Source organism: Escherichia sp. MOD1-EC6475 (genome assembly GCF_003046645.1).
Classification (GTDB): Bacteria; Pseudomonadota; Gammaproteobacteria; order Enterobacterales; family Enterobacteriaceae; genus Escherichia; species Escherichia ruysiae.
Window position 1 is genome coordinate 13704 of record NZ_PZKQ01000009.1, and the last position, 21758, is coordinate 35461.

The following is a 21758-nucleotide window of genomic DNA, read 5'->3' on the forward strand; positions in this document are numbered from 1 at the left end:
ACACGACTGCCGGATGCGGCGTAAACGCCTTATCCGCCTACCCGTAGGTCGGATAAGATGCGTCAGCATCGCATCCGACATTGAAGGATAAGATGCGTCAGCATCGTATCTAACTAAACAACATCGCAATTTTGCCGAGTGCATAACCTATCACCAGCACCGTTAAGCTGATTTTGATAATGCTGGAAATGCTCTGTGGTTTTTCAACCTCATCATTCTTCTCTTCATGTGCTTCAGGTGTTGGCTCATCGACATCTTCATCCACCGGCTCAAGCTTCACTTTCGTCAACAGCATCCGGGTGATAATGGCCTCTAATGGATGAGCATCTCCGCCTTCCAGCCTTGTATTAAGACGGGCCAGCATATCTTGTTTCGGAAACGCTTCAAGTACTACCTGTTCCGCTACCCGATACAAATCCAGTAACGGTGAATCTTCTTCTGTCTCGCTACCGACTCTCGATTTCCACCACGCCCATGCTTTGCGTTTGAAGAATAGCGACTCAATAAACGATTGACCTAACGGCGATAATTTTCCGCTATGTAAAATTTCCGCCCATAACAGCCGCGTCCGGGCGCTCTCACCAGGAACATATTTCAGCGGTTGACCTTGCGCATCTATCATGCTCCGCGCTTCGATAACCATCACTAATAACGCGAAATAATCCGGGCAATGACGCTTGCTCCACTGCAACAACAAATTATCAGCTTGTGTAGATGGGTAACTTTCCCAGTACGCGCCGAGATCGGCAAGCAGGCTTTCCCCCTCGCCGCAGTACAAACGTTGTGCACACTGGTAATACCGGGCATCTTCGCTTTCTGATTCTTCCGTTTGCCACTGTTGGGCAACAGGAATGAGTTCCGCTATACCTGTTTGCACCGAGCTGTACCAGCGCAACAGTTTGCGATGCAACTTCGCATCATCAGGAATGAACCACGGACCTTCCATCGCCAAAAACGCAGTGACATAGTCAGGATGGTAACGGCAGCAACGTTCCAGCGCGAAGTAATACTCAACCGTCTGGTTCTGCAACGCAACGGGATATTCCAGAAGGCTAAGGAAATCGAAACAATCACCAGCCTGAATGGCCTCAAGAAAAGCCTCCCTTTCTTCCTCATCTATTCCTTCGCTGTCATTAAACGAATGCCAGTTCAAACGCTCTGCCAGCAAAGAAGCACAATTTAATGAAAGATATCGCGCTTCTATAGCGATTGCACACAGCGGCCAGCGTAATTGATCGACATCATCCATGTTCCAGGTATTTAATTGCTGAATAAATTTCTGCCAGGCGGAGGGCTGAAAACGATCACTTTCTGAATCCAGTAATGTCCTGAATGCACGTAGTATTTCATGTTCAGCGGTGGCATCTTTTTCTTCATCATCTGCTTCCTCGACAGGATTTACCACCAATCGCAGCGCCTCTTCATAGGCCTGGCGTAATGCTTTAAACCCTTGTGGATCGGTTTCGGGATGACATAACGGTAAGCGAGCAAGATAAGCCTGGCGGATAATGTCTATTTGCGTCGTGCTTTCAATTTCGAGGATTTGCCAACATGTTTTCATAGGTCGTTCACATCCTTAAGCGTTACCGGGCATTCAGGCTGGACAGTTAATGGTTGCCAGGGAAGCGTGGCATAGAAACGATCGCTTCCCGCTGCCAGCTCTTCGAACATCCGACTCCCGGCGTTATCGTATTTGTACAGGGTTAGCGCCTCGCGTAGCGAAGTGTTGTCTTCGCACTGAGAAGATTGCCAGTAGAGACGTCCTAACGAATAGGCAGAAAAATAGTGCATCCAGCTGTGATAGTAATGGTGAGCTCGTACATAGACGCGCGATTGCAGCCATAAACTCTCTTCTTCCGTCAGCCACTTGTTGAGCACACCGACCCGTGACAGAAACCCCATTCGAACATAATCCCAGGCTTTGATTCCTGCCTCCCCACAACACAGGGCAGTTTCGGCAACAAATTGGGTATAAATCAACCCGCGTTCGGAGCCGCCAGCAATTAATGTGTTCCACTCATCAGGGGAAGATCGATGCCATGCCAGATATAAACCAGCTAAATTATTTGCGTGACCATCATCAGTCATCTGGTAAATAGTCTGAATTAAATCATCACGATTATTTATTCCCCAGGATGATGAGAGATCAAATTCTTTTATTCCGGTATACATTTTTGGCGAGTCATGTGCGGGCTTGCATCCCTGATTAAGAATTTCCATTGGCGTAGAAAGCGCAAATAGAAGGTGTTGTTCTTCCTTATCCATTTATTAACAATCCTTTAAGTACATTAACTGACTACTTTTTTATTAATGATGAGTATAAACTTGACGCTTTCAAAATAAAAAGAAAATCGAAGCATTGATAAATGAACAAAAAAATATATTTTATATTCGCAATATTTATAGTTGCGGCAATCACTTGTATTAGCCAACCTAAGAAAACGACCTTGCGCGATAAAGCTATGGCGAATTATGTCTTTGATTATTTAAGCGCACCGGGCAATCTTCCGTTTACCACGGCAGCAACGGAGCTTTCCGCCATTCATGGTCACTCGACGTCACAATATAGCCTTGGCGGATTTTATCTTCATGGCAGCAATGGTAAGCCTCTGGATTACACGATGGCGAGATACTGGTATGAGCAATCGGCAGAACAGGAAAATCCGCGCGCGCAGAGCAAACTAGGTTGGATCTACCTGAAAGGATTGGGTGTAAAGCCCGATAGTCGAATGGCAATCCAGTGGTATAAACAAGCTGCGGAAAAAGGATATGCCCATGCTCAATACACTTTGGGTTTGATTTACAGAAACGGCACTGGAATTAACATCAACAATTATGAAGCACGCAAATGGCTAAAACTGGCAGCGGATCAACATTATAAAAATGCGGAAAGATTACTGGCTGAACTTCCCGCACATTAAGGTTGAGTTTCAACCCAGTAGATGGAGTATTTTCCCTATCAAACCGGCAAAGATAAAAATGTAGAAGATAATTTTAATAACCCCGAGGCAACCAGGACCACCATCATCAGCGGGCATTGGCTGGGGTTGTGGCGCTGGTTCGACGATTTTCTGCCCGGCAAAATTCGCCGACTGAATTAATAATCGCCGAATAATTAATGCTTCCAGCGGACAACGATCTTCCACATCAAGACGACTCACAATCGGCATTAATGATTCTTCCGTAGTTGGTTCGCCAGCACCAGGCGAAGGGGTAGAGCAGAACTATAAGCAAGCGATGTACTGGTATCTGAAAGCTGCCTTTGAATGGTTTACGAAAGCCGCTGAATTCAATGATGCCACCGCCTGGTATAGGCTGGCCATTATGTACCACTATGACGAAGGAAGATCCGCCGATCTCCGACAGGCTCTCAACTTATACCGTAAGGTTCAGGCATCCAGTACAAGAGATGTCAATCAAGAAATCCGTGAGGTTGAAGATTTACTGTAGAGATAAAAACAAATAAGGGCCGGACGATTTTCATTCGACCCCAATTATCTTTATTGCTGTGCGAAATCAGACTATTACGGCTCGAACGGGCGTCTCTGGAACTGGTCATGACCACATTTCGGGCATAGCGTTAGGACTTCCGGCGTGTAGATCGGGAGATGGAAGTGACATTTCTCGCAGACCAGATTCCCCAGCCCTACCACTTCTCCGCTGTGATAAACCCCGTGATGGTTGAGATCCTGGAAAACTTCGCGCCATTCAAGCTGCGTTTTATCGGTGATGTCCGCCAGTTCCTGCCAGAGGCTTTCTTTAATCACCCGCATAAAAACACTGTCAGACTCTTCTTTCAGGCTCTCTTCATAGCTCATGGCGAACTCTTCCAGGTCACGCCTGACAGCTCGCGTCAACTCATCGACCTCGGTTCGCGTTAACTCCCCTGTTTTTATTACGCGCTCGCGCGCCTGTTCCACCAGTGCGTCGATATCACGTTCGCCATTGCGCAGGCGTTCGCTCAGTGACGCGACCAGTTCACGGTAATATTGAGCAACCTTGTTCATCGTTTCATCTCCCGGGTCGTTAACTGACTATAATAATAGACGTTCTTTGTTCCTTGCTTTGCTAATACGCCCACAAACTCTGTAAATTAATGTATGAATAATCCGGGCATCATTTCAACGTCGAGTGCGCGAAAGGCTGTTTTGACGCGGACGTTTGGGCTATGCTATGCGGATCTGAAAAACCACCTCAACGCTACATTTGTAGCCGTATTGAAAACAGGACCACTGGCTGCCATGCAAGAGCAATACCGCCCGGAAGAGATAGAATCCAAAGTACAGCTTCACTGGGATGAGAAGCGCACATTTGAAGTAACCGAAGACGAGAGCAAAGAGAAGTATTACTGCCTGTCTATGCTTCCCTATCCTTCTGGTCGACTACACATGGGCCACGTACGTAACTACACCATCGGTGACGTGATCGCCCGCTACCAGCGTATGCTGGGCAAAAACGTCCTGCAGCCGATCGGCTGGGACGCGTTTGGTCTGCCTGCGGAAGGCGCAGCGGTGAAAAACAACACCGCACCGGCACCGTGGACATACGACAACATCGCGTATATGAAAAACCAGCTCAAAATGCTGGGCTTTGGTTATGACTGGAGCCGCGAGCTGGCGACCTGTACGCCGGAATACTACCGTTGGGAACAGAAATTCTTCACCGAGCTGTATAAAAAAGGCCTGGTATATAAGAAGACTTCTGCGGTCAACTGGTGTCCGAACGACCAGACCGTACTGGCTAACGAACAGGTTATTGACGGCTGCTGCTGGCGCTGCGATACCAAAGTTGAACGTAAAGAGATCCCGCAGTGGTTTATCAAAATCACCGCTTACGCTGACGAACTGCTCAACGATCTGGATAAACTGGATCACTGGCCAGACACCGTTAAAACCATGCAGCGTAACTGGATCGGTCGTTCCGAAGGCGTGGAAATCACCTTCAACGTTAACGGCTATGACAACACGCTGACCGTTTACACTACCCGCCCGGACACCTTTATGGGTTGTACTTATCTGGCGGTAGCGGCGGGTCACCCGCTGGCGCAGAAAGCGGCAGAAAATAATCCTGAACTGGCGGCTTTCGTTGACGAATGTCGTAACACCAAAGTTGCTGAAGCTGAAATGGCAACGATGGAGAAAAAAGGTGTCGATACTGGCTTTAAAGCGGTTCACCCATTAACGGGCGAAGAAATTCCGGTTTGGGCAGCAAACTTCGTATTGATGGAGTACGGCACTGGCGCAGTCATGGCAGTTCCGGGTCACGACCAGCGCGACTACGAGTTTGCCTCTAAATACGGCCTGAACATCAAGCCGGTTATCCTGGCGGCTGACGGTTCTGAACCGAATCTCTCCCAGCAGGCGCTGACGGAAAAAGGCGTGCTGTTCAACTCTGGCGAGTTCAACGGTCTTGACCATGAAGCGGCCTTTAACGCCATTGCCGACAAACTGACGGCAATGGGTGTTGGCGAGCGTAAAGTAAACTATCGCCTGCGCGACTGGGGTGTTTCCCGTCAACGTTACTGGGGTGCGCCGATTCCGATGGTGACGCTGGAAGACGGCACGGTGATGCCTACCCCGGACGACCAACTGCCGGTGATCCTGCCGGAAGATGTGGTAATGGACGGTATTACCAGCCCGATCAAAGCAGATCCTGAGTGGGCGAAAACCACCGTTAACGGTATGCCGGCGCTGCGTGAAACCGATACTTTCGACACCTTTATGGAGTCCTCCTGGTACTATGCGCGCTACACTTGCCCAGAGTACAAAGAGGGTATGCTGGATTCCAAAGCGGCTAACTACTGGCTGCCGGTGGATATCTATATTGGTGGTATCGAACACGCCATCATGCACCTGCTCTACTTCCGCTTCTTCCACAAACTGATGCGTGATGCAGGCATGGTAAACTCTGACGAACCAGCGAAACAGCTGCTGTGTCAGGGTATGGTGCTGGCAGACGCCTTCTACTATGTAGGCGAAAACGGCGAACGTAACTGGGTTTCCCCGGTTGATGCTATCGTTGAGCGCGACGAGAAAGGCCGTATCGTGAAAGCGAAAGACGCGGCAGGCCATGAACTGGTGTATACCGGCATGAGCAAAATGTCCAAGTCGAAGAACAACGGTATCGACCCACAGGTGATGGTTGAACGTTACGGCGCGGACACCGTTCGTCTGTTTATGATGTTCGCTTCTCCGGCGGATATGACTCTCGAATGGCAAGAGTCCGGCGTTGAAGGGGCTAACCGCTTCCTGAAACGTGTCTGGAAACTGGTTTACGAGCACACTGCGAAAGGTGATGTTGCGCCGCTGAACGTTGATGCACTGACTGAAGATCAGAAAGCTCTGCGTCGTGATGTTCATAAAACTATCGCTAAAGTGACTGATGATATCGGTCGTCGTCAGACCTTCAACACCGCAATTGCGGCGATTATGGAGCTGATGAATAAACTGGCGAAAGCGCCGACCGATGGCGAGCAGGATCGCGCGCTGATGCAGGAAGCCCTGCTGGCCGTTGTCCGTATGCTTAACCCGTTCACGCCGCACATCTGCTTCACGCTGTGGCAGGAACTGAAAGGCGAAGGCGATATCGACAACGCGCCGTGGCCGGTTGCAGACGAGAAAGCGATGGTGGAAGACTCCACGCTGGTGGTGGTGCAGGTTAACGGTAAAGTCCGTGCCAAAATCACCGTTCCGGTAGATGCAACGGAAGAACAGGTTCGCGAACGTGCTGGCCAGGAACATCTGGTAGCAAAATATCTTGATGGCGTTACCGTGCGTAAAGTGATTTACGTACCGGGTAAACTCCTCAATCTGGTCGTTGGCTAAGCGCGGGAGGAAGCGTGCGATATCTGGCAACATTGTTGTTATCTCTGGCGGTGTTAATCACCGCCGGGTGTGGCTGGCATCTGCGTGATACCACGCAGGTTCCTTCCACTATGAAGGTCATGATCCTGGACTCAGGCGACCCGAACGGGCCGTTAAGCCGTGCGGTGCGTAATCAGTTACGTCTGAACGGTGTCGAGTTGCTTGATAAAGAAACCACGCGTAAGGACGTTCCATCCCTGCGTTTGGGCACTGTATCAATCTCCCAGGATACCGCTTCAGTTTTCCGTAATGGTCAAACTGCTGAATATCAAATGGTGATGACCGTCAGCGCGTCGGTATTGATCCCTGGCCGTGACATCTACCCGATTAGCGCCAAAGTCTTCCGTTCGTTCTTCGATAACCCGCAAATGGCGTTAGCGAAAGATAATGAGCAAGGCATGATCATTCAAGAGATGTACGACCGTGCTGCCGAACAGCTGATTCGTAAGCTGCCAAGCATTCGCGCTGCGGATATCCGTTCCGACGAAGATACGTCGAAAACAACGGATACTGCAGCAACGCCTGCACGCGTCTCTACCACACTGGGTAACTGATGATTCGGTTGTACCCGGAACAACTCCGCGCGCAGCTCAATGAAGGGCTGCGCGCGGCGTATCTTTTGCTTGGTAACGATCCTCTGTTGTTGCAGGAAAGCCAGGACGCTGTTCGTCAGGTGGCTGCAACACAAGGATTTGCAGAACACCACACTTTTTCCATTGATCCCAACACCGACTGGAATGCGATATTTTCGCTATGCCAGGCCATGAGTCTGTTCGCCAGTCGACAAACGCTATTGCTGCTGTTACCAGAAAACGGACCAAATGCGGCGATCAATGAACAACTTCTGACACTGACCGGACTGCTGCATGACGATTTGCTGTTGATCGTGCGCGGCAATAAATTAAGCAAAGCGCAGGAAAATGCTGCCTGGTTTACTGCTCTTGCTAATCGAAGCGTGCAGGTAACCTGTCAGACACCGGAGCAGGCTCAGCTTCCTCGCTGGGTTGCTGCGCGTGCAAAACAGCTCAACTTAGAGCTGGATGACGCTGCAAATCAGATGCTCTGCTATTGTTATGAAGGTAACCTGCTGGCGCTGGCACAGGCACTGGAGCGTTTATCGCTTCTCTGGCCGGACGGCAAACTGACATTACCGCGCGTTGAGCAGGCAGTGAATGATGCCGCGCATTTCACCCCTTTTCATTGGGTTGATGCTTTGTTGATGGGCAAAAGCAAGCGCGCGTTGCACATTCTTCAGCAACTGCGTCTGGAAGGCAGCGAGCCGGTTATTTTGTTGCGCACATTACAACGTGAACTGTTGTTACTGGTTAATTTGAAACGTCAGTCTGCCCATATGCCGCTACGCGCGTTATTTGATAAGCATCGCATTTGGCAGAACCGGCGGGGCATGATGGGCGAGGCATTAAATCGCTTAAGCCAGCCGCAGTTACGTCAGGCCGTGCAACTTCTGACACGAACGGAACTCACCCTCAAACAAGATTACGGCCAGTCGGTGTGGGCAGATCTGGAGGGATTATCCCTTCTGTTGTGCCATAAACCACTGGCAGACGTATTTATCGATGGTTGATATGAAATCTTTACAGGCTCTGTTTGGCGGCACCTTCGATCCGGTGCACTATGGTCATCTTAAACCCGTGGAAACGCTGGCGAATCTGATTGGTCTGACGCGAGTGACTATTATCCCTAACAATGTTCCTCCGCATCGTCCACAGCCGGAAGCAAACAGCGCGCAGCGAAAACATATGCTTGAACTGGCTATTGCCGATAAACCACTGTTTACCCTTGATGAACGTGAGTTAAAACGCAATGCCCCCTCTTACACTGCGCAAACACTCAAAGAGTGGCGACAGGAACAAGGCGCCGATGTGCCACTGGCGTTTATTATTGGTCAGGACTCACTGCTGACTTTTCCCACCTGGTACGAATACGAAACGATCCTCGACAATGCGCATTTAATTGTCTGTCGGCGTCCTGGCTACCCGCTTGAAATGGCGCAACCACAATACCAGCAGTGGCTGGAAGATCATTTGACGCATAATCCGGAAGATCTGCACCTTCAGTCTGCCGGTAAAATTTACCTCGCTGAAACGCCGTGGTTTAACATCTCGGCGACCATCATCCGCGAACGCTTGCAAAACGGCGAATCATGTGAAGATTTGTTGCCGGAATCGGTATTGACCTACATTAACCAACAAGGCTTGTATCGCTGATACCTGTCATCACGGAGGGAATGATGCGACTGTGGTTAATTCGTCACGGCGAAACGCAGGCAAATGTCGATGGATTGTACAGTGGTCATGCGCCGACGCCACTGACTGCACGCGGTATCGAGCAAGCTCAAAGCCTGCATACCCTGTTGCGTGATGTTCCCTTCGATATGGTTTTATGTAGTGAACTGGAACGCGCGCAGCATACCGCGCGGCTGGTTCTCAGTGACCGCCAGCTCCCTGTACAAACCGTCCCTGAGCTTAATGAAATGTTTTTTGGTGACTGGGAGATGCGGCATCATCGCGATTTGATGCAAGAAGATGCCGAAAACTATAACGCATGGTGCAATGACTGGCAGCATACCGTCCCAACTAACGGTGAAGGTTTTCAGGCGTTTTCGCAGCGGGTAGAAAGGTTTATTGCCAGATTTGTTGAATATCAGCACGACAAAAATATATTAGTCGTCAGCCATCAGGGCGTGTTGAGTCTGTTAATTGCCCGCTTACTTGGTATGCCAGCCGGGGCGATGTGGCATTTTCGTGTAGACCAGGGCTGCTGGAGCGCCATTGAAGTCAATGACGCATTCGCAACTCTACGCGTCCTCAATAGCCGTGCTATATGGCACAGGGATGCATGACTTTTCTGTTTTTTTGCATGTAAGGTGCAGCGCCCATTGACAGCCCCGGACAGGCTGATATTCTCCGCAGCCAGACTTTTTCCGCTAAACACGACTTTGTAGAAATTGTTTTACAAAAATGGCGATGCAATCTGCGGCGCGGGGTGGGATGATAGCCCACTTTCGAAAGCCGATTCGGCGACAATTGTCCCGAAATCGCCTCTGGTTCAGGTATACTGACAAACCGTTTTTATCTTTTTAATTCACCCAGGGGGAAAACTTGCAGGGTAAAGCACTCCAGGATTTTGTTATCGACAAAATTGATGACCTCAAAGGTCAGGACATCATCGCCTTAGACGTTCAGGGCAAATCCAGCATCACCGACTGCATGATCATCTGTACGGGTACGTCCAGCCGTCATGTTATGTCCATTGCTGACCACGTTGTTCAGGAGTCTCGTGCTGCTGGTCTATTGCCGCTCGGCGTAGAAGGTGAAAACAGCGCCGACTGGATTGTCGTTGATTTGGGCGAAGTTATTGTCCATGTCATGCAGGAAGAGAGCCGTCGCCTGTATGAACTGGAAAAACTCTGGAGTTAATGTGTGAAGCTGCAACTTGTGGCCGTGGGAACGAAAATGCCGGACTGGGTACAAACCGGTTTTACTGAGTACCTGCGTCGTTTTCCGAAAGATATGCCTTTTGAGCTGATTGAAATTCCGGCTGGAAAACGCGGCAAGAACGCGGACATCAAGCGCATACTCGACAAAGAGGGTGAGCAGATGCTGGCAGCCGCAGGCAAAAACCGCATTGTCACCCTCGACATTCCAGGCAAGCCCTGGGACACACCGCAGTTAGCCGCTGAACTGGAACGATGGAAGCTTGATGGCCGCGACGTCAGCCTGCTTATTGGCGGGCCTGAAGGGTTATCACCTGCCTGTAAAGCAGCGGCAGAACAAAGCTGGTCGCTTTCCGCGCTGACCCTCCCCCATCCGCTGGTTCGCGTACTGGTCGCAGAGAGTCTGTACCGGGCGTGGAGCATTACCACCAACCATCCTTATCATCGTGAGTGATAAGAAAGCTTTGAGTAGAAAACGCAGCGGATGAAACTACAGAACTCTTTTCGCGACTATACGGCAGAGTCCGCACTGTTTGTGCGCCGGGCGCTGGTCGCCTTTTTGGGAATTTTGCTGCTGACCGGCGTGCTTATCGCCAACCTGTATAATCTGCAAATTGTTCGTTTTACCGATTATCAGACCCGTTCTAATGAAAACCGCATCAAACTGGTGCCTATCGCCCCCAGTCGCGGCATTATCTACGACCGTAACGGCATCCCTCTGGCACTCAACCGCACTATCTATCAGATAGAGATGATGCCGGAGAAAGTCGATAACGTGCAGCAAACGCTGGATGCCCTGCGCAGCGTCGTCGATCTGACCGATGATGATATCGCTGCATTCAGAAAAGAGCGCGCACGTTCACACCGTTTCACCTCGATTCCAGTGAAAACTAACCTGACTGAAGTACAGGTGGCGCGCTTTGCCGTCAATCAGTACCGTTTTCCCGGGGTGGAAGTTAAAGGCTATAAACGCCGTTACTATCCCTACGGTTCAGCGTTGACTCACGTCATCGGCTATGTGTCGAAAATCAACGATAAAGACGTCGAACGCCTGAATAATGACGGCAAACTAGCCAACTATGCGGCAACGCATGATATCGGTAAGCTGGGAATTGAGCGTTACTATGAAGATGTGCTGCACGGTCAAACCGGTTATGAAGAGGTTGAAGTTAACAACCGTGGTCGCGTCATCCGCCAGTTAAAAGAAGTACCGCCGCAAGCCGGACACGATATTTACCTGACGATAGATCTCAAACTCCAGCAGTATATTGAAACACTGCTGGCAGGCAGCCGCGCGGCTGTAGTAGTCACCGATCCGCGCACGGGCGGTGTGCTGGCGCTGGTTTCCACGCCAAGCTATGACCCAAACTTGTTTGTTGACGGTATCTCCAGCAAAGATTATTCCGCATTGCTGAACGACCCGAACACACCGCTGGTGAACCGAGCCACGCAAGGGGTTTATCCACCGGCGTCTACGGTTAAACCTTATGTGGCAGTTTCAGCATTAAGTGCGGGGGTGATCACTCGCAATACTACGCTGTTTGACCCAGGCTGGTGGCAGCTGCCTGGTTCGGAAAAACGTTACCGTGACTGGAAAAAATGGGGCCATGGTCGCCTGAATGTCACAAGATCGCTGGAAGAATCTGCAGACACCTTCTTCTACCAGGTGGCCTACGATATGGGGATCGATCGCCTTTCCGAATGGATGGGTAAATTCGGTTATGGTCATTACACCGGTATCGATCTTGCAGAAGAACGTTCCGGCAACATGCCTACCCGCGAATGGAAACAAAAACGCTTTAAAAAACCGTGGTATCAGGGTGACACCATTCCGGTCGGTATCGGTCAGGGTTACTGGACAGCGACCCCAATCCAGATGAGTAAGGCACTGATGATCCTGATTAATGACGGTGTCGTGAAGGTTCCGCATTTGCTGATGAGTACCGCCGAAGACGGCAAACAGGTGCCATGGGTACAACCGCATGAACCGCCAGTCGGCGATATTCACTCCGGTTACTGGGAGCTGGCGAAAGACGGTATGTACGGGGTTGCTAACCGCCCTAACGGTACGGCACATAAATATTTTGCCAGCGCACCGTACAAAATTGCGGCGAAATCGGGTACAGCTCAGGTCTTCGGTCTGAAAGCGAACGAAACCTATAATGCGCACAAAATTGCTGAGCGTCTGCGTGACCACAAATTGATGACCGCCTTTGCGCCGTATAACAATCCACAAGTGGCTGTCGCCATGATTCTGGAGAACGGCGGCGCAGGCCCGGCGGTCGGTACGCTGATGCGCCAGATCCTCGACCACATTATGCTGGGCGATAACAACACCGATCTGCCTGCGGAAAACCCAGCGGTTACCGCAGCGGAGGACCATTAATCATGACGGATAATCCGAATAAAAAAACATTCTGGGATAAAGTCCATCTTGATCCCACGATGCTGCTGATTTTACTGGCATTGCTGGTCTACAGTGCTCTGGTAATCTGGAGTGCCAGCGGCCAGGATATCGGCATGATGGAGCGTAAAATCGGTCAGATCGCAATGGGTCTGGTCATTATGGTCGTAATGGCGCAAATCCCTCCGCGCGTTTATGAGGGATGGGCGCCCTATCTCTATATTATCTGTATTATTTTGCTGGTGGCGGTAGATGCCTTTGGTGCCATCTCTAAAGGTGCTCAACGCTGGCTGGATCTCGGTATCGTCCGTTTTCAGCCATCGGAAATTGCCAAAATAGCCGTACCGCTGATGGTGGCGCGCTTTATCAACCGCGACGTTTGTCCGCCGTCGTTAAAAAATACCGCCATCGCGCTGGTGCTGATATTTATGCCCACGCTGCTGGTTGCAGCGCAGCCTGACCTGGGGACATCAATTCTCGTTGCGCTTTCCGGTCTGTTCGTACTGTTCCTCTCTGGCCTTAGCTGGCGCCTGATCGGCGTTGCAGTGGTGCTGGTAGCCGCGTTCATTCCGATTCTGTGGTTCTTCCTGATGCATGATTACCAACGCCAGCGCGTAATGATGCTCCTCGACCCAGAATCAGACCCTCTTGGCGCGGGTTATCACATTATTCAGTCTAAAATAGCTATTGGCTCCGGCGGATTACGCGGCAAAGGCTGGCTGCATGGTACTCAGTCACAGCTTGAATTTCTGCCCGAACGCCATACCGACTTTATCTTCGCGGTACTGGCAGAAGAGCTGGGATTAGTGGGTATTTTGATTCTGCTCGCTCTCTATATTCTGCTGATCATGCGCGGACTGTGGATAGCCGCCAGAGCGCAAACCACCTTTGGTCGCGTCATGGCTGGCGGCTTAATGCTGATATTATTCGTTTATGTCTTCGTAAATATTGGTATGGTAAGCGGTATTCTGCCGGTTGTAGGGGTTCCGCTCCCACTGGTCAGTTATGGAGGATCGGCGCTTATAGTGCTGATGGCTGGGTTCGGGATTGTGATGTCAATCCACACCCACAGGAAAATGTTGTCGAAAAGCGTGTAAGAGGTGCGCAATGCGTAAGCAGTGGCTCGGGATCTGCATCGCGGCAGGAATGCTCGCGGCATGTACAAGCGATGATGGTCAGCAACAGACGGTAAGTGTACCGCAGCCTGCGGTATGTAATGGCCCAATAGTTGAGATTGGCGGGGCAGAACCGCGTTTCGAACCACTGAACGCGACAGCGAATCAGGATTACCAGCGCGATGGCAAAAGCTACAAAATCGTGCAGGATCCATCACGCTTTAGTCAGGCTGGCCTGGCTGCTATTTATGATGCCGAACCGGGCAGCAATCTGACGGCCTCAGGTGAAGCGTTCGATCCGATGCAGCTAACAGCGGCACACCCGACGCTACCGATCCCCAGCTACGCGCGAATCACTAACCTGGCTAACGGTCGGATGATTGTGGTGCGCATTAACGATCGTGGTCCCTACGGCAACGACCGCGTAATTTCACTTTCGCGCGCGGCAGCCGACCGTCTTAACACCTCGAACAACACCAAAGTTCGCATCGACCCGATTATCGTCGCCCAGGATGGTTCACTTTCTGGCCCAGGTATGGCTTGTACTACTGTCGCCAAACAGACTTATGCCCTGCCCGCACCACCCGACTTAAGCGGCGGCGCGGGAACAAGCTCAGGGTCTGGCCCGCAGGGTGACATTCTTCCGGTCAGTAATGCGACGCTAAAAAGCGAAGATCCGACCGGCGCGCCGGTAACCAGCAGCGGTTTTCTCGGCGCACCAACCACCTTAGCACCTGGTGTACTGGAGGGCAGCGAACCGACGCCGGCACCGCAGCCAGTGGTCACAGCTCCGGCTTCAACGCCTGCAACAACACCAGCAATGGTGACACCGCAAGCAGCTTCGCAAAATGTCAGCGGTAACTTTATGGTGCAAGTCGGTGCTGTCAGCGATCAGGCGCGCGCTCAACAGTATCAACAGCAGTTAGGACAGAAGTTCGGCGTCCCCGGTCGTGTGACCCAAAACGGCGCAGTCTGGCGGATCCAGCTTGGCCCATTTGCCAGCAAAGCCGAAGCCAGTACCTTGCAGCAACGTTTACAAACCGAAGCCCAATTACAGTCATTTATTACCACCGCGCAGTAGCGTAAAGCAGGCAACTGAAGTGTCAATTTCTGTAAATGACGTTAACAAAGTCACGCGGAAAGTCAGATGCCTGCCGGTAGTGCATTTGCTATAGTAGGGCACTTTTTTTAATTCCATCACGGATGTCGTAGTTCAGACCATGAATACCATTTCTTCCGCTCGTATCATGAAGCGCCTGGCGCTCACCACGGCTCTTTGCACAGCCTTTATCTCTGCTGCACATGCCGATGACCTGAATATCAAAACTATGATCCCGGGTGTACCGCAGATCGACGCGGAGTCCTACATCCTGATCGACTATAACTCCGGCAAAGTTCTCGCCGAGCAAAATGCAGATGTCCGCCGCGATCCTGCCAGTCTGACCAAAATGATGACCAGCTACGTTATCGGCCAGGCAATGAAAGCGGGTAAATTTAAAGAAACTGATTTAGTGACCATCGGTAATGACGCCTGGGCTACCGGTAACCCGGTGTTTAAAGGTTCTTCGCTGATGTTCCTCAAACCTGGTATGCAAGTACCGGTTTCACAGCTTATCCGTGGTATTAACCTGCAATCCGGTAACGATGCTTGTGTTGCTATGGCAGACTTTGCCGCCGGTAGTCAGGATGCTTTTGTTGGCCTGATGAACAGCTACGTTAACGCGCTGGGTCTGAAAAATACCCACTTCCAGACCGTGCACGGTCTCGACGCTGACGGTCAGTACAGCTCTGCACGTGATATGGCGCTGATCGGCCAGGCACTGATTCGTGATGTGCCAAATGAATACTCTATCTATAAAGAGAAAGAGTTCACCTTTAACGGTATTCGTCAGCTCAACCGTAACGGCCTGCTGTGGGATAACAGCCTGAATGTCGACGGTATCAAAACCGGCCATACTGACAAAGCAGGTTACAACCTTGTTGCTTCCGCGACAGAGGGTCAGATGCGTCTGATCTCCGCAGTCATGGGCGGACGTACTTTCAAAGGCCGTGAAGCTGAAAGTAAAAAACTGCTGACCTGGGGCTTCCGTTTCTTCGAAACCGTTAACCCGCTGAAAGTAGGCAAAGAGTTCGCCTCTGAACCGGTTTGGTTTGGTGATTCTGACCGTGCTTCGTTAGGTGTTGATAAAGACGTTTACCTGACCATTCCACGTGGCCGCATGAAAGACCTGAAAGCCAGCTACGTGCTGAACAGCAGTGAGCTTCATGCGCCGCTGCAAAAGAATCAGGTCGTTGGTACTATTAACTTCCAGCTTGACGGTAAAACCATTGAGCAACGTCCGCTGGTGGTGTTGCAGGAAATCCCGGAAGGCAACTTCTTCGGCAAAACCATTGATTACATTAAATTAATGTTCCATCACTGGTTTGGTTGAAAATTGAACACTTGAAAGTGTAATTTCCGCCCCCATATACTAAGCATCAGTAAAAACTCCCGCCCTCTGGCGGGAGTTGCTATTTAATTACGTTACGCCGGAGCTGACATGAAAACCAAACTTAACGAACTGCTTGAATTCCCTACTCCTTTTACCTACAAAGTAATGGGGCAGGCGTTACCTGAGCTGGTTGATCAGGTGGTTGAAGTGGTACAGCGCCATGCGCCAGGTGACTACACCCCAACGGTAAAACCAAGCAGCAAAGGCAACTACCACTCGGTATCTATCACTATCAACGCCACTCATATCGAGCAGGTTGAAACACTGTATGAAGAACTGGGCAAAATCGATATTGTCCGCATGGTTCTGTAACTCGCTTTACCATTACCCGGCCTCCTGGTCGGGTAACTCCCCTCCCTCCTCTGTGATATACTTTTTCTCCACTTTTACTCATTCTCCACGGAGATGCCGTTTTGTATCAGGATAAAATTCTTGTCCGCCAGCTCGGTCTTCAGCCTTACGAGCCAATCTCCCAGGCTATGCATGAATTCACCGATACCCGCGATGAAAATACTCTTGATGAGATCTGGCTGGTCGAGCACTATCCGGTATTCACTCAGGGACAAGCAGGAAAAGCGGAACATATCTTAATGCCGGGCGATATTCCGGTGATCCAGAGCGACCGTGGCGGTCAGGTGACTTATCACGGCCCAGGTCAGCAGGTAATGTACGTTCTGTTTAATCTTAAACGCCGCAAACTAGGTGTGCGTGAGCTGGTGACCTTACTCGAACAAACGGTAGTGAATACCCTGGCTGAACTGGATATTGATGCACATCCTCGTGCCGATGCTCCGGGTGTCTATGTCGGGGAAAAGAAAATTTGCTCGCTCGGCTTACGTATTCGTCGCGGTTGTTCATTCCACGGCCTGGCATTAAACGTCAATATGGATCTTTCGCCATTTTTACGCATTAACCCTTGTGGTTATGCGGGAATGGAAATGGCTAAAATATCGCAATGGAGACCTGATGCGACAACCGATAATGTTGCACCACGGTTGCTGAGAAATATTTTAGCACTGCTAAATAATCCTGCCGTAGAATATATACCTGCTTAACGACGCTCATAAATGACCCAACTTGCACTGGGTCATTACTCATGCCCACATTTATGTCCTCTTTAACCGTTGCTGGCCTCTGGAGAGATAGCCCTTTTCAGCATTAAATGAGGAGCAAATGGATTGTGCTGCCTATTACAACAAATTCATCCGGCGTGCCCCAGACTTCATGAATGATTGATGTTACCGATAACGCCATTTGAAAAAATTATTGTTACAGCCAGATCACAGAGATAAACGACAAAATGGCACAAACCAACAACAATTTTACATTTTCGCGACCGCTTTGGCTGCTTTCTGGACCGTTTCAATGATATACTGCCAGTCGTTAATTCAAAAATAGTTGATAATTACAACAATCTATTGAGTTGAACGCTTTCCTTCGTAATTCGCAACTGGAACACGCACGCTATGAGTAAACCCATTGTGATGGAACGCGGTGTTAAATACCGCGATGCCGATAAGATGGCCCTTATCCCGGTTAAAAACGTGGCAACAGAGCGCGAAGCCCTGCTGCGCAAGCCGGAATGGATGAAAATCAAGCTTCCTGCAGACTCTACACGTATCCAGGGCATCAAAGCCGCAATGCGCAAAAATGGCCTGCATTCTGTCTGCGAGGAAGCCTCCTGCCCTAACCTGGCAGAATGCTTCAACCACGGTACAGCAACGTTTATGATCCTCGGCGCTATTTGTACCCGCCGTTGTCCGTTCTGTGACGTTGCCCACGGTCGCCCGGTAGCTCCGGATGCCAATGAGCCGGTGAAACTGGCGCAGACCATTGCCGATATGGCACTGCGTTATGTGGTTATCACCTCCGTTGACCGTGACGACCTGCGCGATGGCGGTGCCCAGCACTTTGCGGATTGCATTACAGCCATTCGGGAAAAAAGCCCGGAAATCAAAATTGAAACTCTGGTGCCGGATTTCCGTGGCCGTATGGATCGCGCGCTGGATATTTTGACCGCCACGCCGCCAGACGTGTTCAACCACAACCTGGAAAACGTGCCGCGTATTTACCGTCAGGTACGTCCGGGGGCGGATTACAACTGGTCGCTGAAACTATTAGAACGCTTTAAAGAAGCTCATCCGGAAATCCCGACCAAATCTGGTTTAATGGTGGGTCTGGGCGAAACCAATGAAGAAATTATTGAAGTGATGCGCGATCTGCGTCGTCATGGTGTGACCATGTTAACGCTGGGGCAATATTTGCAGCCAAGCCGCCATCACCTGCCGGTTCAACGTTACGTTAGCCCGGATGAGTTCGACGAAATGAAAGCCGAGGCACTGGCGATGGGCTTTACCCATGCTGCATGTGGCCCGTTTGTCCGTTCTTCCTACCACGCCGATTTGCAGGCGAAAGGGATGGAAGTTAAGTAATCCTGTAATAATTACTTACATCTGTCTGATAAAAACCCGCTATCTGAAGCGGGTTTTTTTTCGAACAAGATACTGAGGGAGCGTCCTGCTCGCCACGTCACTCTTTATGAGAGAGCTTTTCAGCCTGAAGATCAACGTCTGCGCCTTTCTTCGCCGCAGCATCGTCATCATTCATCGCTTTCTTGAATCCTTTGATAGCCGCTCCAAGGTCTCCGCCCAGCGTACGTAACTTCTTAGTCCCAAACAGCAGAACGACCAGTGCCGCAACGACCAGCAGTTTGGTAATACTAATCTCACCCATAGATACCTTCTTGACATAAAACCGGCAACAGAACGCGCCTTAAAAACCAGAGAATATTAACGGTCATTCGACGCGCGCACACAATAGCAATCTGTAACAAGGTGAATCAAGCGCCGAATAAAAAAACATCATAATAATTGCGGTGGCGCAAACCGTCGGTTGTTTAAGACGGGGAGTTGTGCACGTACCTGACGCACGCGTTCAGGTGTCACTTCCGCCATGATTAAGGCCGGCATTTCTGCCGCCGCCGCAATGGTGACGCCAAAGGGATCTATAATCCGGCTTTGCCCGATATTTTTGTTCCCGCACTCCCCTGCCGCCACCATATAACAGGTGGTATCCAGAGCACGAGCGGCAAGCAACGTTGACCAGTGATGTTCTTTGAGCGGTCCGCGAACCCAGGCTGCCGGAAGGACCAGGATTTCTGCTCCCTGTATGGCCTGTGCCAACGCCAGCTCCGGAAAGCGTAAGTCATAGCAGGTCATCAGCCCAACTTTCATGCCTTCGACCTCCAGTAACGGGGCTATTTCATTACCCGCATCAACATGACGCGACTCCTGAATGGAGAACGCATCATAAAGATGCAATTTGGCATAACGAGCGACAATTTTTCCCGCCTGAAGAGCCACCAGCATATTCCATGCGCGCCCCGGCGCAGAGGGAACATGAATCGTCAGAATTGTCGTCATCATGTTACGTTTACTTTCCCGCAATAAACGCCCGATAAATTGGCCTTCCAGCAGCTGCGCTGATTTAACAGATAGATCCGGATCATGATCGTCTCGTGCCAGCAAGGCTTCCGGCAGGACAAACAACGAGACGTCGTTTTCCGCCGCCTGCGCCATCAACGAGGCGCAAATTTCAGCGTTCTTTTCCCACACGGATGTAACAGCAAACTGTCCTGCGGCAACCAGCATTACCACCTCCTGTCAGAGTCGTAAAATTCGCCAACGACGATTATTCGGCGTTACACTTATCACTCATACAAATCAAATAGCAGGATTTTGCAGTGTTACAACTCCTTTTAGCAGTTTTTATTGGCGGTGGTACGGGAAGCGTGGCGAGATGGCTGTTAAGTATGCGATTTAACCCGCTGCATCAGGCGATTCCTTTGGGAACACTGGCAGCAAACCTGATCGGCGCATTCATCATAGGTATGGGATTTGCCTGGTTCAGTCGGATGACGAACATTGATCCAGTGTGGAAAGTGTTAATCACCACTGGGTTTTGTGGCGGGTTGACAACCTTCTCAACATTTTCAGCAGAAGTGGTGTTTTTATTGCAGGAAGGGCGTTTTGGCTGGGCATTACTGAACGTCTTCGTAAACCTGTTAGGTTCTTTTGCCATGACAGCACTGGCTTTCTGGTTGTTTTCAGCATCAACTGCACACTAAAGACCAAAAAAAACCCGCTGATTAAGCGGGTTTTGAATTCTTGCTGGCGTATCTTACAGAGCGATTACGTTTGCAGCAGAAGGGCCTTTGGCACCGTTAGTGATTTCGAACTCTACGCGCTGACCTTCAGCAAGAGTTTTAAAACCATTAGTCTGGATTGCAGAGAAGTGTACGAACACATCTTTGCTGCCGTCTTCCGGAGTAATGAAACCGAATCCTTTGGACTCATTAAACCACTTAACGTTACCTTTAATCTTAGACATCAAAATTACCTTTACATGAAAAATAGACACAAATGCTGTGTCGGTTACCAGTACACCAATTGTGGTACGCTTTGTCCAGTGCAACTTTGCTAAAAAGTGATAAAAGTCGCGTTATTTTTGGTGATACTTACCTTACACTATGATTTTTAAGGGTTTTGCAAAAACATAACTTGTCTAAAACTGAAACCGCATCCAGGCAAAGTAAACATTGCCATTGTCGCAGGTGCCAGGAATACAGGTCATCTGAAAAGTAGCCAGCCCATAGCCTACAGAAACCAATGGCAGTAACACCGGGACAGGTATGTCGTTCCCATTAGCACGCGCCGTTACGTACAATCCGTACCCGTTACCTTTCTCATCTCAACGCAACTGAGCCAAACCGCAGCCCCACGATTTTTCGCTATAGCGATCGTTTTTTTCTTTGTCATAAGCGAAAAGTGAATGCCAGGTGATGGCGGGAATATACAATTCATAATGTTCTGGCTGCTGCCAGGTTTTACCGAGACTCTATCTAAATGTGATAATCCATAGCTCCGTGCCAGCAGAAACTTAGTCAACACGGATTAGCGCAATAAAAACAAGAGGAATTACGGCAATAAATTTACTTGCGCCCATTAGTGACCATGAAATACTTATCAAAAATCCACTATCAGCATAGCTAAACTAAAATAAACAAACCTTAATTACTCCAACCTAAAGAACAAAATCAATATTTAATAGCGTTATACAAGAAAATATCATCAAATTATTCCGGAGACTTAATCGGTATTTTTCTTTCATATAGCCGCTTAATCAAAAAAATTTCGTCCCGACACGTTTCGAAACTGACAACAAAAAATCTTATTTTTTAATCACATGCAATAATAACCCAGCAAGCCAATATCCATTACACTACCAGCACGCATATAAAGAAAATCATTTTCTACGTAAAAAACAATCCTCCATCAAAACAATTAACAAAACCGCATCAATTACTTATCAATTAGTACACATAATCATATTAATAAATACCGGTCATAAAAATGCATTTTGTTATTC

General features: G+C 49.8%; 22 protein-coding genes and 3 pseudogenes. 17 read left to right on the plus strand and 8 right to left on the minus strand.

Annotation, left to right across the window (positions count from 1 at the left end; all coding sequences use genetic code 11):
• Positions 1 to 109 precede the first annotated feature (109 nt).
• Positions 110 to 1561: a co-chaperone DjlC gene (gene djlC, locus A7589_RS01780; RefSeq protein WP_105282658.1), complete on the minus strand. Its 1452-nt coding sequence runs from the start codon at positions 1559 to 1561 to the stop codon at positions 110 to 112.
• Positions 1558 to 2265 (minus strand): DUF1266 domain-containing protein, encoded by a 708-nt coding sequence (locus tag A7589_RS01785; protein ID WP_000356617.1) that lies wholly within the window; start codon positions 2263 to 2265, stop codon positions 1558 to 1560. The genes djlC and A7589_RS01785 overlap by 4 nt, the downstream gene beginning before the upstream one ends.
• A 101-nt stretch (positions 2266 to 2366) precedes the next feature.
• Between A7589_RS01785 and A7589_RS01790 the strand changes: the two genes are divergently transcribed.
• Complete coding sequence (locus tag A7589_RS01790) at positions 2367 to 2921, plus strand: tetratricopeptide repeat protein (RefSeq protein WP_001035172.1); 555 nt, start codon at positions 2367 to 2369, stop codon at positions 2919 to 2921.
• A gap of 9 nt (positions 2922 to 2930) precedes the next feature.
• Here the strand turns inward: A7589_RS01790 and A7589_RS01795 are convergent.
• Positions 2931 to 3200, minus strand: a pseudogene (locus tag A7589_RS01795) (J domain-containing protein); the annotation flags it as partial.
• A 4-nt stretch (positions 3201 to 3204) separates the two neighbouring features.
• Here A7589_RS01795 and A7589_RS01800 point away from each other — a divergent pair.
• Positions 3205 to 3450: pseudogene (locus tag A7589_RS01800) on the plus strand (hypothetical protein); the annotation flags it as partial.
• A 74-nt stretch (positions 3451 to 3524) separates the two neighbouring features.
• On the opposite strand, the gene A7589_RS01805 reads toward A7589_RS01800, so the two are convergent.
• Complete coding sequence (locus A7589_RS01805) at positions 3525 to 4007, minus strand: zinc ribbon-containing protein (protein ID WP_001044880.1); 483 nt, start codon at positions 4005 to 4007, stop codon at positions 3525 to 3527.
• A gap of 234 nt (positions 4008 to 4241) precedes the next feature.
• Here A7589_RS01805 and leuS point away from each other — a divergent pair, with 234 nt between their 5' ends.
• From leuS to lipA, 14 genes are all read left to right on the plus strand, one after another.
• On the plus strand, positions 4242 to 6824 hold the full coding sequence (leuS, locus tag A7589_RS01810) for a leucine--tRNA ligase (RefSeq protein ID WP_010358648.1): 2583 nt from the start codon (positions 4242 to 4244) through the stop codon (positions 6822 to 6824).
• Between the two features lie 14 nt (positions 6825 to 6838).
• Positions 6839 to 7417: an LPS assembly lipoprotein LptE gene (gene lptE / locus A7589_RS01815; protein ID WP_001269678.1), complete on the plus strand. Its 579-nt coding sequence runs from the start codon at positions 6839 to 6841 to the stop codon at positions 7415 to 7417.
• A complete protein-coding gene (gene holA, locus A7589_RS01820; RefSeq protein ID WP_000620556.1) occupies positions 7417 to 8448 on the plus strand; it encodes a DNA polymerase III subunit delta in 1032 nt (343 codons plus the stop codon). The genes lptE and holA overlap by 1 nt, the downstream gene beginning before the upstream one ends.
• Position 8449: 1 nt before the next feature.
• On the plus strand, positions 8450 to 9091 hold the full coding sequence (nadD, locus tag A7589_RS01825; protein ID WP_024191079.1) for a nicotinate-nucleotide adenylyltransferase: 642 nt from the start codon (positions 8450 to 8452) through the stop codon (positions 9089 to 9091).
• A gap of 23 nt (positions 9092 to 9114) precedes the next feature.
• The gene (locus A7589_RS01830; RefSeq protein ID WP_010358651.1) at positions 9115 to 9726 is read left to right on the plus strand and encodes an adenosylcobalamin/alpha-ribazole phosphatase; all 612 of its coding nucleotides are present in this window, start codon (positions 9115 to 9117) and stop codon (positions 9724 to 9726) included.
• Between the two features lie 259 nt (positions 9727 to 9985).
• The gene (gene rsfS / locus A7589_RS01840; RefSeq protein WP_001161665.1) at positions 9986 to 10303 is read left to right on the plus strand and encodes a ribosome silencing factor; all 318 of its coding nucleotides are present in this window, start codon (positions 9986 to 9988) and stop codon (positions 10301 to 10303) included.
• 3 nt (positions 10304 to 10306) lie between these two features.
• Positions 10307 to 10774, plus strand: coding sequence for a 23S rRNA (pseudouridine(1915)-N(3))-methyltransferase RlmH (gene rlmH, locus A7589_RS01845; RefSeq protein ID WP_000776104.1), 468 nt, complete (start codon positions 10307 to 10309; stop codon positions 10772 to 10774).
• 30 nt (positions 10775 to 10804) lie between these two features.
• Entirely contained in the window at positions 10805 to 12706 is a 1902-nt protein-coding gene (gene mrdA, locus A7589_RS01850; RefSeq protein WP_000776182.1) for a peptidoglycan DD-transpeptidase MrdA, read from the plus strand.
• A 2-nt stretch (positions 12707 to 12708) separates the two neighbouring features.
• Positions 12709 to 13821 carry a peptidoglycan glycosyltransferase MrdB gene (gene mrdB, locus A7589_RS01855; RefSeq protein WP_000131717.1) on the plus strand — a complete coding sequence of 371 codons (1113 nt, stop codon included), beginning with the start codon at positions 12709 to 12711 and terminating at the stop codon, positions 13819 to 13821.
• Between the two features lie 10 nt (positions 13822 to 13831).
• On the plus strand, positions 13832 to 14920 hold the full coding sequence (gene rlpA / locus A7589_RS01860) for an endolytic peptidoglycan transglycosylase RlpA (RefSeq protein ID WP_001231395.1): 1089 nt from the start codon (positions 13832 to 13834) through the stop codon (positions 14918 to 14920).
• A 139-nt stretch (positions 14921 to 15059) separates the two neighbouring features.
• Entirely contained in the window at positions 15060 to 16271 is a 1212-nt protein-coding gene (gene dacA / locus A7589_RS01865) for a D-alanyl-D-alanine carboxypeptidase DacA (protein ID WP_001092445.1), read from the plus strand.
• A 108-nt stretch (positions 16272 to 16379) separates the two neighbouring features.
• Positions 16380 to 16643 (plus strand): DUF493 family protein YbeD, encoded by a 264-nt coding sequence (gene ybeD, locus A7589_RS01870; RefSeq protein WP_000850550.1) that lies wholly within the window; start codon positions 16380 to 16382, stop codon positions 16641 to 16643.
• Positions 16644 to 16744: 101 nt separating this feature from the next.
• Positions 16745 to 17386: a lipoyl(octanoyl) transferase LipB gene (gene lipB, locus A7589_RS01875; RefSeq protein ID WP_000284038.1), complete on the plus strand. Its 642-nt coding sequence runs from the start codon at positions 16745 to 16747 to the stop codon at positions 17384 to 17386.
• A 411-nt stretch (positions 17387 to 17797) separates the two neighbouring features.
• Positions 17798 to 18763, plus strand: coding sequence for a lipoyl synthase (gene lipA, locus A7589_RS01885; protein ID WP_000042625.1), 966 nt, complete (start codon positions 17798 to 17800; stop codon positions 18761 to 18763).
• A 97-nt stretch (positions 18764 to 18860) separates the two neighbouring features.
• On the opposite strand, the gene tatE is transcribed toward lipA, so the two are convergent.
• Positions 18861 to 19064 carry a twin-arginine translocase subunit TatE gene (gene tatE / locus A7589_RS01890; protein WP_000503931.1) on the minus strand — a complete coding sequence of 68 codons (204 nt, stop codon included), beginning with the start codon at positions 19062 to 19064 and terminating at the stop codon, positions 18861 to 18863.
• A gap of 128 nt (positions 19065 to 19192) precedes the next feature.
• The gene (locus A7589_RS01895) at positions 19193 to 19981 is read right to left on the minus strand and encodes a deaminated glutathione amidase (protein ID WP_010351627.1); all 789 of its coding nucleotides are present in this window, start codon (positions 19979 to 19981) and stop codon (positions 19193 to 19195) included.
• Positions 19982 to 20073: 92 nt separating this feature from the next.
• Between A7589_RS01895 and crcB the strand changes: the two genes are divergently transcribed.
• Positions 20074 to 20457, plus strand: coding sequence for a fluoride efflux transporter CrcB (gene crcB, locus A7589_RS01900; RefSeq protein ID WP_000939738.1), 384 nt, complete (start codon positions 20074 to 20076; stop codon positions 20455 to 20457).
• Positions 20458 to 20510: 53 nt separating this feature from the next.
• On the opposite strand, the gene cspE is transcribed toward crcB, so the two are convergent.
• Together cspE and pagP are read right to left on the minus strand one after the other, a co-directional pair.
• Positions 20511 to 20720 (minus strand): transcription antiterminator/RNA stability regulator CspE, encoded by a 210-nt coding sequence (gene cspE, locus A7589_RS01905; protein WP_000034825.1) that lies wholly within the window; start codon positions 20718 to 20720, stop codon positions 20511 to 20513.
• Between the two features lie 174 nt (positions 20721 to 20894).
• Positions 20895 to 21227, minus strand: a pseudogene (pagP, locus tag A7589_RS01910) (lipid IV(A) palmitoyltransferase PagP); the annotation flags it as partial.
• Between the last annotated feature and the right edge of the window lie 531 nt (positions 21228 to 21758).